Source organism: Micromonospora sp. DT46 (assembly GCF_049841735.1).
Classification (GTDB): Bacteria; Actinomycetota; Actinomycetes; order Mycobacteriales; family Micromonosporaceae; genus Micromonospora; species Micromonospora reichwaldensis.
In genome coordinates this window covers 171970-187572 of record NZ_JBNCKW010000007.1, presented here as the reverse complement: position 1 = coordinate 187572, position 15603 = coordinate 171970, and the positions used below count along the sequence as shown (strand labels likewise).

The window sequence follows — 15603 nt, the reverse complement described above, 5'->3', positions numbered from 1 at the left end:
GGCGGTCCGCGTCGGCTTCGGTCGGAGAGCGTCGCAGCTCAGTGCGCGCACCGGAGTCGGCGTCCCCAGGGGGCCGGTCCGTGCTCGACTGATGTCGTGCGCCCGCGAGAAGGCAGAGAAGGCCTGGATGTTCTCGCTAACAGTCGTCGATTTGCCGCCCGGGCTGCGGCGCCGGGCGCTCCCGCCCCCGTGCCTCCGCCGAGCGGGCGCCGGCACCGTGTCCGGGCAGCCGAGAGCGCGGGAATGGTGACCGGGTGTGATGCCTCTGGTCCGGGCCACACGCTCCGCCTATCCTTCCGTTACTGAGCTGTTGTCGGCCAACGTCTTGACGGCGCTGTATGTGAGCGTTAACACTATGCCGGTCATTGATCGGAGGTGGACATGGGCAGTGTGGACGGTGCGGACGAGCGGTACGTGGTCGGAGTCGACTACGGCACCCTCTCCGGGCGGGCGCTGGTGGTTCGGGTTCGCGATGGTGCCGAGGTCGGGACCGCGGTGCACGAGTACCGCCACGGCGTGATCGAGGCCGTGCTCCCCGACGGCGGCCCGGCACTGCCTCCCGACTGGGCCCTACAGGACCCGGAGGACTACCGCGACGTCCTGCGGCACGCCGTCCCCGCCGCCATGGCCGACGCCGGTGTGGACCCGTCGCAGGTCATCGGCATCGGCACCGACTTCACCGCCTGCACCGTCCTGCCGACGCTCGCCGACGGCACCCCGCTGTGCGAGGTCCCGGAGCTGCGCCACCGGCCGCACGCCTGGGTGAAGCTGTGGAAGCACCACGCCGCCCAGTCGCACGCCGACCGCATCAACGCGTTGGCCCACGAGCGGCACGAGCCGTGGATCGGCCGCTACGGCGGCAAGATCTCCGCCGAGTGGCAGTTCGCCAAGGGTCTCCAGATCCTCGAGGAGGATCCGGAGGTCTACCGCCGTGCCGAGCGCTTCGTCGAAGCCGCCGACTGGATCGTGTGGCAGTTGTGCGACGAGGAGACCCGCAACGTCTGCACCGCCGGATACAAGGGCATCTGGCAGGACGGCCGGTACCCGTCGACCGACTACCTGAGCGCCCTCAACCCTGGCTTCGCCGACTTCGTGGCCAAGTTGGACGGTCCCCTGCTGCCGCTGGGCGAGCGGGCCGGCACCCTCAGCGCCCGCGCCGCCGCCTGGACCGGGCTGCCGGCGGGCATCGCTGTCGCGGTCGGCAACGTCGACGCCCACGTCACCGCCGCCGCCGCCCAGGCACTGAGCCCCGGCCGACTGGTGGCCATCATGGGCACCTCCACCTGCCACGTCCTCAACGGCACCCACCCCGCCGAGGTGCCCGGCATGTGCGGTGTCGTCGACGGCGGCATCAGCGCGGGCGCGTGGGGTTACGAGGCCGGGCAGAGCGGGGTCGGCGACATCTTCGGCTGGTTCGTCAGGAACGCCGCGCCGGCCGGAGTCGCGTCGCACGAGCGGTTGACCGAACTGGCCGCCGACCAACCGGTCGGGGCCCACGGCCTCATCGCGCTGGACTGGTGGAACGGCAACCGGTCACCGCTGGTCAACCACGACCTCAGCGGCCTGATCGTCGGGCTGACCCTGACCACCCGGCCGCAGGACGTCTACCGGGCGCTGCTGGAGTCCACGGCGTTCGGCACCCGGATGATCATCGAGGCGTTCGTCGAGGCCGGGATACCGGTCACCGACCTGGTCGTCGCCGGTGGTCTCGCCTCGAACCGGCTGCTCATGCAGATCTACGCCGACGTCACCAACCGCCCGCTGGGCATCATCGGCTCCGCCCAGGGACCGGCGCTCGGCTCGGCGATCCACGCGGCCGTCGCCGCCGGGGCGTACCCGGACGTCCACCGGGCCTCGGCGGCGATGGGCCGGGTGAACGAGGGCGTGTACCAGCCGGACCCGGACAACGCGCGGGCGTACGACGCCCTCTACGCCGAGTACCGCGCGCTGCACGACCACTTCGGCCGCGGCGGCGACGACGTCATGCTCCGCCTGCGGGCGATCAGGAACACGGCCCTGGACGCGGCCGCGGCGCGGACCGACACGGTTCTGGAGGCGATCGGATGAGCAACGACATGGCGCGGCAGGTGAGCGTCCTGCGGGAGACGGTGGCCCGCCTGCACGCCGAATTGACCCGGTACGCGCTGGTGGCCTGGACCGCCGGCAACGTCTCGGCGCGGGTCCCGGGCCAGGACCTCATGGTGATCAAGCCCAGCGGTGTCGACTACGACGCCCTGACGGCGGACACCATGGTCGTGTGCGACCTGAACGGGACCGTGGTCGACGGGAACGGCGCGCCGTCCAGCGACACCGCCGCGCACGCCTACGTCTACCGGGCCATGCCGGAGGTCGGTGGCGTCGTGCACACGCACAGCAGCTACGCCACCGCCTGGGCGGCCCGGGGCGAGTCCATCCCGTGCTGGCTGACCGCCCAGGCCGACGAGTTCGGCGGGGAGATCCCGGTGGGGCCGTTCGCGCTGATCGGTGGTGACGACATCGGCAAGGGGATCGTCAGCACCCTGTCCGGGCACCGCTCGCCGGCGGTGCTCATGCGCAACCACGGGGTCTTCACGATCGGCAAGGACGCCCGCGCGGCGGTCAAGGCCGCGGTGATGTGCGAGGACGTCGCCCGTACCGCGCACCTGGCGCGGGCGCTCGGGCAGCCGCTGCCGATGACGCAGGCCGACATCAGCTCGCTGCATGACCGGTATCAGAACGTCTACGGCCAACGCCCGGCACCTGGCTGACCGGGAACGGCCCCTTCTCGTACCAACCTCACCACCACACCGGGACACGCGCGCGCCACGTGTCCGGACCACCCCACCGAGGAGAACCGATGAGAACCAGGAGAACGGCACGCACCCTGCTCGCGGTCGTCGCCACCGTGCTGCTCACGGGCAGCCTGGCGGCCTGCGGCAACAGCGACACCGGCGACGGCTCCGCCGACGACGGCAAGGTCACGCTGGGCTTCTCGCAGGTCGGCGCGGAGAGCGGCTGGCGGACGGCGAACACGACCTCGATCAAGGAGGCCGCCGCCGCCGCGGGGATCGAGCTGAAGTTCGACGACGCGCAGCAGAAGCAGGAGAACCAGATCAAGGCGATCCGGAACTTCATCCAGCAGAAGGTCGACGTGATCGCCTTCTCGCCGGTGGTGGAGTCCGGCTGGGACACCGTGCTCAAGGAGGCCAAGGACGCCGGCATCCCGGTGATCCTGACCGACCGCTCCGTCGACTCGGCCGACAAGTCGCTCTACAAGACGTTCCTCGGCTCGGACTTCGTCAAGGAGGGCCGGCTGGCCGGCGAGTGGCTGGTGGAGCAGACCAAGAGCGCCAGCGGGCCGGTGAACGTCGTCGAGCTTCAGGGCACCACCGGCTCGGCGCCGGCCAACGACCGCAAGGAGGGCTTCGCCAAGGCGATCGCCGCCAACCCGAACCTGAAGATCGTCGCCTCCCAGTCAGGCGACTTCAAGCGGGCCGACGGCAAGCAGGTCATGGAGCAGTTCCTCAAAGCCAACCCGAAGATCGACGTGCTCTTCGCGCACAACGACGACATGGGTCTGGGCGCGCTGGAGGCGATCACCGCGGCCGGCAAGGTGCCCGGCAAGGACATCACCATCATCACCATCGACGCGGTGAAGGACGGCATGCAGGCCCTCGCCGACGGCAGGTTCAACTTCATCGCCGAGTGCAGCCCGCTGCTCGGCCCGCAGCTGATGGACCTGGCGAAGAAGGTCCACGCCGGCGAGGAGGTCCCGGCCCGGATCGAGACCGAGGAGACCACCTTCACCCAGGAGCAGGCCAAGGAGGCACTGCCCAACCGCAAGTACTGACCGACGCCGGGGTCGCCGTCCGTCGACGGCGACCCCGGCCCGTCGCTCGCTCCTGTCCTACCGACACCATCCAGAAGAGGTCCGATGGGATGACGGATAGCCGTCCGGTCCTGACCATGACCGGGATCAGCAAGACCTTCCCCGGGGTACGCGCGCTCCACGACGTCGATCTCCGCCTGTTCCCGGGCGAGGTCCACGCCCTGATGGGCGAGAACGGTGCCGGCAAGTCGACCCTGATCAAGGTGTTGACCGGCGTTTACGCCATCGACGAGGGCACCGTCGTTCTCGACGGTGAGCAGGTCGCCTTCAGCGGCCCGATGCAGGCGTCGGCCTCCGGGGTGAGCACCGTCTACCAGGAGGTCAACCTCTGCACCAACCTGTCCGTGGCGGAGAACATCTTCATCGGCCGGGAGCCCCGTCGTCTCGGCGCGATCCGCTGGGGCGAGATGCGCCGGCGGGCGCGGGCGCTCCTGGCCCGGCTGGATCTCGACATCGACGTCACCGCGCAGCTCGGCACGTACTCCCTGGCGGTGCAGCAGATGGTCGCCATCGCCCGGGCGATCGACGTACGGGCCCGGGTCCTGATCCTCGACGAGCCGACCTCCAGCCTGGACGCCGGTGAGGTCGCGCAGCTCTTCCGGATCATGCGGCAGCTACGCGACGAGGGCATCGGCATCCTCTTCGTGACGCACTTCCTCGACCAGGTCTACGGCATCGCCGACCGCATCACGGTGCTGCGCAACGGCGCCCTGGTGGGGGAGTACCGGACGGAGGAGCTGCCCCAGCTCAGCCTCGTCGAGAAGATGATCGGCAAGGAGCTCGACGTCCTGGAGCGCCTCGACGAGCAGCAGAAGCGGACCGCCGCCGTACGGTCCGACGCGGCCCTGCTGGTCGACGCGTCGGAGCTGGGCCGCAAGGGTGCGGTCGCCCCCTTCAGCCTGCGGATCCACGCCGGCGAGGTGGTCGGGCTCGCCGGCCTGCTCGGCTCCGGCCGTACCGAGGTGGCGCGGTTGCTGTTCGGCGCCGACCGCGCCGACCACGGCACGGTCGTCGTCGACGGCGGCGGGACGCAGGTGCGTAACCCGGTCCAGGCCATCGACCGCGGCGTCGGGTTCTGCTCCGAGAACCGCCGCGCGGAGGGCGTCGTCCCCGAGCTGTCGGTGCGGGAGAACATGATCCTCGCGATGCAGGCGGCCCGCGGGTGGCTGCGGCCGATCCCCCGCCGCCGGCAGGACGAGCTGGTCGAGAAGTACATCCAGGCGCTCAGCATCCGGCCGGCGAACCCGGATCTGCCGGTGCGCAACCTCTCCGGCGGCAACCAGCAGAAGGTGCTCCTGGCCCGCTGGCTCATCACCGAGCCGCGCCTGCTCATCCTCGACGAGCCCACCCGGGGGATCGACGTCGGCGCGAAGGCCGAGATCCAGAAACTGGTGGTCCAGCTCTCCGACGACGGCATGGCGGTGCTGTTCATCTCCGCCGAGCTGGAGGAGGTGCTGCGGCTGAGCCACCGCGTCGCCGTGATGCGTGACCGGACGATGGTCGCCCAACTCGACAACGACGACACCCTCGACGCCGACCGCGTCATGCGGACCATCGCCAGCGGCACCACCGGTGCGGAGGTGATCCGGTGAACGCCGTCGCCGACCGCCTCCGCCCGCTTACCGGCCACCGCCTGTTCTGGCCGGTGCTCGTGCTGGTGGTCATGATCCTGGCCAACACGATCTACCGGCCCGGCTTCCTCTCCATCGAGGTCAAGAACGGGCACCTCTACGGCACCCCGGTCGACATCCTCCGGCTGAGCGCACCGCTGATGCTGGTGGCGCTGGGCATGACCCTCGTCATCGCCACCGGCGGCATCGACCTCTCCGTCGGATCGCTCTGTGCCATCAGCGGCGCCATCGCCTGCCTCCACATCAGCGAGGCGCCCGACCAGAACAGCCCGGCGACCGTACTCACGGCGCTCGCGCTGGCCTTCGGCGCCGCGCTCGCGCTCGGCGCCTGGAACGGGGTGCTGGTCGCCGTCATCGGCATCCAGCCCATCATCGCCACGCTGATCCTCATGGTGGCCGGCCGAGGGCTCGCGCAACTGGTCACCGAGGGCCAGATCATCACGATCAACTCCGGGCCGTACCGGGCGATCGGGCTCGGGCACTTCCTGACCCTGCCGCTGGCCGTCTTCATCGCCCTCGCGGCGGCCCTGCTCATCGCCGCCTTCACCCGGCGTACCGCGCTCGGTCTGATCGTCGAGTCGGTCGGCGGCAACGCCGAGGCGAGCCGGCTGGCCGGCATCCGATCCAGCCGCGTCGTCTTCCTCGTGTACGTGCTCAGCGCCGCCTGCGCCGCGGTCGCCGGGTTCATGATGACGGCGAACGTGTCCAGCGCCGACGGCAACGCCGCCGGCCTCTGGGTGGAGCTCGACGCGATCCTCGCGGTGGTCATCGGCGGCACCTCACTCGCCGGTGGCCGGTTCTCCCTCGGCGGCACCATCCTCGGCGCGCTGATCATCCAGACCCTCACCACCTCGGTGTACGCCATGAACATCTCGCCGCAGACGGCCCTGCTGTTCAAGGCGGTCGTCGTCATCGCCGTCTGCCTCATCCAGGCGCCGGCGTTCCGGGCCAGGTTCAGCCGCCGCCGTCGCGGCACCACGCCCGGGCCCACGGCGCGGCGGCGGGAGAAGGAGCAGGTGCCGGCATGAGCAGCACGTCACTGACCACCGGCCGTGCCTGGCGACCCAGGGTGCCCCGACGGCACGTCCCGGTCCTGGCCACCCTCGCCCTGCTGCTGGTCATGTACGGCGTCGGCGTGTCCCAGTACCGGGCGTTCTCCAACGTCCAGGTCGTCTTCAACGTCTTCATCGACAACGGCTTCCTGCTGGTCGTCGCGGTCGGCATGACCTTCGTGATCCTCACCGGCGGCATCGACCTGTCGGTCGGCTCCGTCGTCGCGATGACCGCCATGGTGTCGGCGTCGCTGCTCCAGGACGGTCTGCCCGCGGCCCTGGTGCTGGTCGTCGCGCTGCTGATCGGCCCGACGCTCGGGTTCCTGATGGGCTGCGCGATCCACTTCTTCGAGATCCAACCGTTCATCGTCACCCTCGCCGGGATGTTCTTCGCCCGGGGCATGTGCACGTTCATCAGCGACGCGTCCATCCCCATCACCGACGGCTTCTGGACGGCCGTGTCGCAGGAGCGCATCGGCGACCCGCGCGGCAACTTCGTGTCGATCATCGTGCTGATCGCGTTCGCGGTGGTGCTGGTCGCCGCGTACGTGCTGGCGTACACCCGCTTCGGCCGCACCGTGTACGCGATCGGCGGCAACCCCCAGTCGGCGCTGCTGATGGGCCTGCCGGTGGGGCGTACCCGAATCGCCGTCTACACGGTCAGCGGCCTCTGTTCGGCTATCGGCGGCATCCTGCTGTCGTTCTACACGCTCTCCGGCGCACCGCTGATCGCCATCGGCATGGAACTGGACGTGATCGCGGCTGTCGTCATCGGCGGCACCGTGCTCACCGGCGGGTCCGGCTACGTCTTCGGCACCGTGCTGGGTGTGCTGGTGCTGGGCGTGATCCAGACCCTGATCACCTTCGACGGGAGCCTGAACTCCTGGTGGACGAGGATCGTGATCGGTGGCCTGCTCTTCGCCTTCATCCTCCTCCAGCGCCTCATCGGCATCCGCTTCAAGTGACCGCCCATCTCGCGGAAGGCAACTGCATGGCAACGCACCCCCAACCCGAGGTCTGGTTCCTCACCGGAAGCCAGGGACTGTACGGCGAGGACACCCTCCGGCAGGTCGCCGAGCAGTCCCGGCAGATCGCCGCGCAGCTCGACGACGCGCCGGGGATCCCCGTCCGGGTGGTCTGGAAGCCGGTCCTGACCTCCAGCGCCGACATCCTCAAGGCCTGTCGGGACGCCGCCGCGCAGGGTGTGGTCGGGGTGATCGCCTGGATGCACACCTTCTCGCCGGCCAAGATGTGGATCGCCGGCCTGGACGCCCTGCGGACGCCGCTGCTGCACCTGCACACCCAGGCCAACGTCCTGCTGCCCTGGGACGAGATCGACATGGACTTCATGAACCTGAACCAGGCCGCGCACGGCGACCGCGAGTTCGGCTTCATCCAGACCCGGCTCGGCGTCGCCCGCAAGACCGTCGCCGGGCACGTCAGCGACCCCCGGGTGACCGCCCGGGTCGGCGCCTGGGCCCGGGCCGCGCTCGGCTACTCGGCGATGCGGTCGCTGCGGCTGGCCCGCTTCGGCGACAACATGCGCGACGTCGCCGTGACCGAGGGCGACAAGGTCGAGGCGGAGCTGCGCTTCGGCGTCTCGGTCAACACGTACGGCGTCAACGATCTCGTCGCGGTCGTCGACCAGGTGGCCGACGCGCAGATCGACGACCTGGTCAAGGAGTACGACGACACCTTCCGGGTCGACCCGCAGCTGCGGCCCGGCGGGGAGCGACACGACTCGCTGCGCTACGCCGCGCGCCTCGAACTCGGCCTGCGCGCGTTCCTCGAGGAGGGCGGCTTCCGGGCCTTCACCACGAACTTCGAGGACCTCGGCGGTCTGCGCCAACTGCCCGGCATCGCCGTGCAGCGACTCATGGCCGACGGCTACGGCTTCGGCGGCGAGGGCGACTGGAAGACCTCGGTGCTGGTGCACTCGCTCAAGGCGATGGCGGTCGGGGTCGAGGGTGGGACGTCCTTCATGGAGGACTACACCTACGACCTGACGCCGGGCGACGAGCTGGTGCTCGGCGCCCACATGCTCGAGGTCTGCCCGACGATCGCCGGTGACACCCCGAAGGTCGAGGTCCACCCGCTGAGCATCGGCGGCCGCGAGGACCCGGTCAGGCTGGTGTTCGACGCCGCGCCCGGCCCGGCGGTGGTGCTCGGTCTCGCGGACATGGGGGAGCGCTTCCGCCTGGTGGCCAACGAGGTCGACGTGGTGGCGCCGCCGCACCCGCTGCGCCGGCTGCCGGTCGCCCGGGCGGTGTGGCGGCCCCGCCCGCACCTGGCCGGCTCGGCGGAGGCCTGGATCACCGCCGGCGCCCCGCACCACACCGTGCTGTCCCAGGCGGTGGGCGTCGAGGAGCTGCACGACCTGGCCGAGATGGTACGCACCGAGCTGGTCGTCATCGACGAGCACACCGAGCCCCGCCGCTTCGCCAACGAGATCCGGTGGAACCAGGCCTACTACCGCCTCGCCCGGGGGTTCTGACCCGCGCAGGAGGGCAACCACCAGCGCGCCCTCGGCCTGGCCCGCTGGTCGGTTCCGTCGGTGGCCCCGGGTGGTCCTCCCGTGCCGGGAGGGCCCCCGTCGGCGTTCCGGTCGCTGTCCCGGCTCATGCGTGACGTCTTGACGAACGCCATGTTATCGCTCACAGTCGATGGATGGGTCGATCGGCCTCCACGGGGGCATGCCGGCCGAAGACCTCCTTGCCGGGGTCGTGCGACTCTGTGCGTCATGACGGTGGCACGGCTGTGAGCGATCACATTCGAGATGGCCGATCGCCGCGGTGGTCGCAGGCGCCCGGGTGACGCTCCCCGACGGAATCCGGATCGTGTCAGCGCTCTCGAAGGAGGATCATGGTTGCCATTGGTGGGCCCTCGCGGGCTGTGCCCCGACGGCGTGGTTGGTTGTCGCGTGTCTCGGCCGCGGTGGTCGCGGTGCTCGCGGCGAGCGGGCTCGTCGCGGTGTCTCCGGGGCCGGTTTCGGCGGCGACGGTGGACACCAGCGCGTGGTACGTGTTGGTGAATCGCAACAGTGGCAAGGTGCTGGACCTGTACAACGGGGCCACGAACGACGGGGCGCGGATCACGCAGTGGCCGCGCAACAACGGCAACGGGCAGCAGTGGCAGTTCGTCGACTCCGGCGGCGGGTACTACCGGTTGAAGTCCCGCCACTCGGGCAAGGTGCTCGACGTCTACAACTTCTCCACGGCCAACGGCGCCAGCATCGTGCAGTGGAGCGACGGCAACGGGACGAACCAGCAGTTCCGGCTGGCGGACTCAGCCGACGGGTACGTGCGGTTGATCAACCGGAACTCGAACAAGGTGGTCGAGGTGCAGAACGCCTCCACCGCTGACGGCGGCAACATCGTGCAGTACGACGACTTCAACGGTGGCCATCAGCAGTGGCAGCTGGTCCGCGTCGGCGACAGCGGCAACCCCGGTGGCACCTTCAGCAACCCGGTCGTCTGGCAGGACTTCGCCGACGTCGACATCATCCGGGTCGGCGACGTCTACTACATGTCGGCCTCCACCATGCACTACTCGCCCGGCGCCCCCGTGCTGCGGTCGTGGGACCTGGTGAACTGGGAGTTCGCCGGGCACTCGGTGCCCCGGCTGGACTTCGGCACGAAGTACGACCTGGCCAACGGCAGCCACGGGTACGTCGACGGCATCTGGGCCTCCACGCTGAACTACCGGCCGAGCAACCGCACCTTCTACTGGGCCGGCTGCATCGACTTCGCCCAGACGCACATCTACACCGCGTCCGCCGTCGACGGCACGTGGAGCCGCCACACCACCATCCCCAACTGCTACTACGACGCCGGGATGCTCGTCGACGACAACGACACCATGTACGTCGCGTACGGCAACGGCACGATCAGCGTGGCCCAGCTGTCGCCGGACGGACGTACCCAGGTGCGGGCCCAGCAGGTGTACCAGACACCGTCGAGCATCGGCACGCTGGAGGGAGCGCGCTTCTACAAGCGCAACGGTGCCTACTACATCTGGCTCACCCGCCCGGCCAACGGCCAGTACGTGCTGAAGTCGACGAACGGCCCGTTCGGTCCGTACGAGCAGCGACAGGTGCTGCTCAACATGCCGGGTCCGATCTCCGGCGGTGGGGTGCCGCACCAGGGCGGACTGGTGCAGACCCAGAACGGGGGCTGGTACTACATGGCGTTCACCGACGCGTACCCCGGCGGCCGGATGCCGACGCTGGCCCCCATCACCTGGACCAGCGACGGTTGGCCCCAGGTGCAGGCGGTCAACGGCTCCTGGGGCGTCAACTACCCCAACCCGCTGCCGTCGCGTCCGGTCAAGCCGCTCACCGGGACCGACACCTTCCCCGGCACCACCCTCGGCGTCCAGTACGAGTGGAACCACAACCCGGACAACAGCCGGTGGTCGGTGAACAACGGGCTGCGCCTGCAGACCGCGACGGTGACCAACGACCTCTACCGGGCGCGCAACACGGTGACCCATCGGATCCAGGGTCCGACCTCGACGGGCACCATCGAACTGGACTACTCCACGATGCGCGACGGCGACCGGACCGGGCTGGCGATGCTGCGCGACACCTCGGCGTGGATCGGCGTCAAGCGCGAGAACGGGGCCACGCGGGTGGTCATGACCAACGGCCTGACCATGGGCACCGACAACTGGAACACCACCGGCACCGGAACCGAGATCGCCAGCGCGCCGGTGTCCGGCGGGCGGATCTGGTTGCGCGCCAACGCCGACATCCGGCCCGGCTCGGGTCGCCAGGCGAGGTTCTCGTACAGCACCGACGGGGTCACGTTCGTCCCGCTGGGCAACGCCCTGACCCTCAACAACGCCTGGCAGTTCTTCATGGGATACCGGTTCGGCATCTTCAACTACGCCACCCAGTCGTTGGGCGGCCAGGTGACGGTGCGCCGGTTCACCCTGACGACACCATGACACCGGTCACCGTTCCCAGGCGTACGAGAGCCTGAGGATCGTACGGCGAATGGTCCGGGGTGGGGTGCGGGGAACCATCGGAAACCCCTTCCGCCCCGGGGCGCGCGCCGCCAGCAGTCCCGTCTGGTGTGCCGGCTCAGCCGCACCCTGACCGACGGGACGACTGGCGTAGACTGTCGGCGTTTCCACCGGTCACCCGGCACACGTCGCCGTGGCGGAGGCAGCAACACGATGGCCGCTCCCGTCGACGACGACGTGTGCGATCGTCGACGGGCAGGCGGGGAAGTGAGGTGGCCGTGCGCAGTCCCGCGATGACGGACGTGGCTCGCCTCGCCGGCGTCTCCCACCAGACGGTGTCCCGGGTCCTCAACGGGCACCCCAACGTGCGCGAGCAGACCCGGCTGCGCGTCCAGGCGGCGATCACCGAGCTGGGCTACCGGCCCAACCGGGCCGCGCGGGCACTGGTCACCGGCCGGTCCCAGGTGATCGGGGTGGTCGCGCAGAACACCACCCTCTTCGGCCCGGCCTCGCTGCTGACCGCCCTGGAACAGGCGGCCGCCGAGGCGGGCTTCGCGGTCAGCGTCGGCAGCGTCAGCGACCTCGACCACCAGTCCATCTCCGCGGCGGTGGAGCGGCACCTCGCGCACCGGGTCGCCGGCATCGTGGTGATCGCGCCCGTCGAGTCGGCCGGGGAGGCGCTCGGACGGCTGCCGAAGGACGTACCCCTGGTAACCGTCGACGGCGACCCGCGGCGGCCGATTCCGCTGGTGACGGTCGACCAGGTCGCCGGTGCCCGCGCCGCCACGCAGCATCTCCTCGACGCCGGGCACCGGACGGTCTGGCACGTGTCTGGCCCGCCCGACTGGTTCGACAGCGCGGGCCGCATCGAGGGGTGGCGGGAGGCCCTGCGGTCGGCGGGTGCCGAGGCGCCGCCGCTGATCCCGGCGGACTGGTCCGCGGCGGCCGGCTACCGGTGCGGGCAGATGCTCGCCCGGATACCGGAGGTCACCGCGGTGTTCACCGCCAACGACCACCTGGCGCTGGGCGTGCTGCGGGCGCTGCACGAGCACGGCCTGCGAGTGCCGGACGACATCAGCGTGGTCGGCTTCGACGACGTGCCCGAGGCGGCGTACTTCATCCCGCCGCTGACCACCGTGCGTCCCGACTTCGCCGCGGTCGCCCGGGCGAGCCTGGACCTGCTGCTCGCCCAGATCGAGTCGTCGCAGGTCGTCGGCCCGCTTCGGCAGACGGTCGCACCGAGCCTGGTCGCCCGCCGCAGCGTCGGGGCGCCGCCGCGCCGTTAGGGCCGGGTGGAGGTCCTCGCGACACGGTTCAGACGAACCGCCAACGCTGGTCGGCGGCCCCGCTGTCGGTGCCGAGGACGATCTGCGCGCCCTGGCTGCCGGAGCCGCCGCTCACCCCGAGGACCCGGCCGCCGTTGGCGCACTGGACGCGGAAGTAGCCGTTGCCGCCGTACCGCAGCCGCCACCGGTGGTCGTTCGCGCCGTTGTCGGCCCACTGCACGATCCGGGCGCCGGCGGCGCTGGCGCCGCCCTCGACCCCGAGCACCTTGCCGCTGTGCGAGTTGCGCAGCCGCAGGTAGCCGCCGGTGTCCACGATCGCGGTCCACAGGTGGTCGGCGGTGCCGGTGTCGCCCCACTGGAGGACGAGGCCGCCGTCGGTGGTGGACATGTCCCGCACCCCGAGCACGAGCCCGCTGGCGAGGTTCTGGATCCGGCGGGCGCCGTTGGGCACGAACCTCCACTGGTTGTCCGGGCTGCCGTTGTCCTGGTCCTGCACCGCCTGGGCGCCCTGGGCGGTGGCGCCGCCGGAGATGGCGAGCAGCTTGCCGGTGTGCGCGTTGCGCAGCTTGTGCGTGCCGTCGCCCACGTCGACGGGCGTCCAGTCGTGGTCGGCGGTGCCGTTGTCGGCCCACTGGACGATGCGGGCGTCGTCGGCGGTGGACATGCCCTCCACGCCGAGTACCTTGCCGCTGTGGACGTTGCGCAGCCGGATCGTCGACCCGCCGGGTAGGAGCTGCCAGTCGTGGTCGGCGGTGCCGGTGTCGCCCCACTGGAGGGCGGGGCCGCCGTCGGCGGTGGACATGTCCCGGATGCCGAGCACCAGGCCGCTGGCCGCGTTGACCAGGCGGAAGCTCGCGTTGCCGCCGCCGTTGCCGGCGACGCTCCAGTAGACGGTGTAGTTGTGCCCGTGCGCGTCGTGGAAGGGTCCGAGGCCGACCGTGGCGCCGTTGGCGACGGCGGTGAACGCGAGGGCGCTGGTGCTGGTACGCGTGATCGAACCGGTGTTCAGCGCGGGCAACCCGCTCAGGGCGGTGTTGCCGTAGTTGCCGGAGAGCACCACCGGGCCGTACGTGACGGCCTGCACCGCGGCGTTGTCGTTGGCGGCCGACATGACGACCCGCATCGGCAGCCGGACCGTGACCACGTCGCCGGAGGCCCAGGAGCGGGTGAGACTGGCGTAGCTGCCGGGGGTCGTGGCGATGTTCTGCGGCGTGCCGTTGACGCTGACGCTGGCGCCGCTGGTCCATCCGGGGATCCGGATCCGCATCGTCCACGATCCGCCGGCCGAGCCGGTCACGGTCAGGGTGGTGGTGTCGCCGACCGGGTACGAGGTGCTCTGGGTGACCGTGATCCCGCGCTGCGTCCAGGTGAGTACCGACGGCATGAACAGGTTCACCGTCAACGTGGTGCCGTTGTGGAAGTAGATGGAGTCCATCAGCGTGGTGTTGGTCTCCAGACCGGTGCCCTGGCAGCACCAGAACGAGTCGTAGTCGGTGCTCCAGGTGCCCCCGCCCCACGCCGGACCGACCCCGCGCCGGCCGCCCGGGTTCAGCGGCGTGAAGTAGGTGACGTGGCCGTGGGCGTCGGCCGGGTTCTGCTGGCCGATCATGTGGTTGAGCAGCGCCCGCTCGTAGAAGTCGAAGTAGGCGGCCCGGTTCGGGTCCAGCAGCCACAGCTCCCGGGTCAGCTTCAGCATGTTGTAGGTGTTGCAGGCCTCGCAGGTGTCGGTGCGCAGGTACCCGGCGATGGCGTCGGGGGAGCGGAAGTGCTCGGCCTGGCTGTTGCCGCCGATCACGTAGCTGTGCGCGTCGACGGTGATGTTCCAGGCGTTGCTGGCGATGTCCCGGTACCGGGTGGTGCCGGTGGCCTTGAACTCCCGGGCCGCGCCGATCCACTTCGGCACCTGCGTGTTGGCGTGCAGCCCGTTGAGCTGGTCGGAGTTGGCGGCGAGGGGGTTGAACACGGCGTTGTGGTCGAACCGCTGGGCGGCGGTGAGCCACCGGGCGGTTCCGGTCTGCTGGTACAGGTCCGCCAGGACGGCGTTCATGCCGCCGAACTCGGTGCCCAGCATGGCCTGCGTCTGGGCGGTGGTGAGCCGGGCGGTGCGCCAGTCGACCCAGCCGGCGAGTGCCAGCAGCACGTCGCGGGCCTGGGTGTTGCCGACGAGGCGCCAGACGTCGAGCAGCCCGGCGAGTGTCTTGTGGATGCAGTAGTACGGCACGTTGCCGTTGCTCAGCGTCCGCGCCTCCAGCGCGGTGAAGTCCGACTCCGGGAAGCCGGACAGGTATCCGGTGTTGAAGCCGGCGGCCGCGTTGTTGGCCTGGCACCTGGCCAGTTCCGCCACCATGCGGTTCGCCTTGTCCCGGCAGGTGGCGTCCCCGAGCACCGCCCAGGCGTGGGCCCAGGCGGTCAGGACGTGTCCCTGCATGTGGGTGCGGAACGGAAACGTCGGGGCGTCCCAGCCGCCGGTCGGCGCGGCGCCGGCCGTGGAGAGGCGGTGGTTGGCGCGGAAGTTGTAGAGCAGCCGGTCGACGTCGACGAACCGCAGGTAGTTCAGCGTGCGGCTCTGGTTCTCCTGCCAGCGGCTCGCCGACAGCCGGACCTGGCCGGGCTCGAACGCGTAGGCGGAGACGCCGATGTCGGACCGGGCCGGGGGCAGGGCGGCGCTTGCCGCGTCGCCGCCGGTGACGGCGCCGAGGACGGGCCCGCCGGTGGCGGCGACGGCGGCCACGCCGGCGGACCTGAGCAGGAGTCGACGGTTGAGGAAGGGAGTGGGCATCAGGGCCTCCGGAAGCGGGGGT

At 70.6% G+C, this 15603-nt stretch carries 10 protein-coding genes; 9 read left to right on the top strand and 1 reads right to left on the bottom strand.

Annotated features, from left to right (window positions below; translation table 11 throughout):
- Positions 1-381: 381 nt before the first annotated feature.
- From araB to ACLQ20_RS20765, 9 genes are all read left to right on the top strand, one after another.
- Positions 382-2067 (top strand): ribulokinase, encoded by a 1686-nt coding sequence (araB, locus tag ACLQ20_RS20805; protein WP_425857332.1) that lies wholly within the window; start codon positions 382-384, stop codon positions 2065-2067.
- An 8-nt stretch (positions 2068-2075) separates the two neighbouring features.
- Positions 2076-2747: an L-ribulose-5-phosphate 4-epimerase gene (locus ACLQ20_RS20800; protein WP_425857571.1), complete on the top strand. Its 672-nt coding sequence runs from the start codon at positions 2076-2078 to the stop codon at positions 2745-2747.
- Positions 2748-2836: 89 nt separating this feature from the next.
- Entirely contained in the window at positions 2837-3829 is a 993-nt protein-coding gene (locus tag ACLQ20_RS20795; protein ID WP_327028894.1) for an ABC transporter substrate-binding protein, read from the top strand.
- An 89-nt stretch (positions 3830-3918) separates the two neighbouring features.
- The gene (locus tag ACLQ20_RS20790; protein WP_327028893.1) at positions 3919-5460 is read left to right on the top strand and encodes a sugar ABC transporter ATP-binding protein; all 1542 of its coding nucleotides are present in this window, start codon (positions 3919-3921) and stop codon (positions 5458-5460) included.
- The gene (locus ACLQ20_RS20785; protein WP_151452864.1) at positions 5457-6527 is read left to right on the top strand and encodes an ABC transporter permease; all 1071 of its coding nucleotides are present in this window, start codon (positions 5457-5459) and stop codon (positions 6525-6527) included. The genes ACLQ20_RS20790 and ACLQ20_RS20785 overlap by 4 nt, the downstream gene beginning before the upstream one ends.
- Positions 6524-7516, top strand: a complete 993-nt coding sequence (gene yjfF, locus ACLQ20_RS20780; RefSeq protein WP_151452863.1) for a galactofuranose ABC transporter, permease protein YjfF — start codon at positions 6524-6526, stop codon at positions 7514-7516. The genes ACLQ20_RS20785 and yjfF overlap by 4 nt, the downstream gene beginning before the upstream one ends.
- 26 nt (positions 7517-7542) lie before the next feature.
- A complete protein-coding gene (araA, locus tag ACLQ20_RS20775; protein ID WP_327028892.1) occupies positions 7543-9045 on the top strand; it encodes an L-arabinose isomerase in 1503 nt (500 codons plus the stop codon).
- 368 nt (positions 9046-9413) lie between these two features.
- Positions 9414-11498, top strand: coding sequence for an RICIN domain-containing protein (locus tag ACLQ20_RS20770; RefSeq protein ID WP_327028891.1), 2085 nt, complete (start codon positions 9414-9416; stop codon positions 11496-11498).
- A gap of 311 nt (positions 11499-11809) precedes the next feature.
- A complete protein-coding gene (locus tag ACLQ20_RS20765; protein ID WP_192581264.1) occupies positions 11810-12802 on the top strand; it encodes a LacI family DNA-binding transcriptional regulator in 993 nt (330 codons plus the stop codon).
- Between the two features lie 28 nt (positions 12803-12830).
- Here the strand turns inward: ACLQ20_RS20765 and ACLQ20_RS20760 are convergent, their stop codons facing one another.
- Positions 12831-15581 (bottom strand): beta-L-arabinofuranosidase domain-containing protein, encoded by a 2751-nt coding sequence (locus tag ACLQ20_RS20760; protein ID WP_151452859.1) that lies wholly within the window; start codon positions 15579-15581, stop codon positions 12831-12833.
- Between the last annotated feature and the right edge of the window lie 22 nt (positions 15582-15603).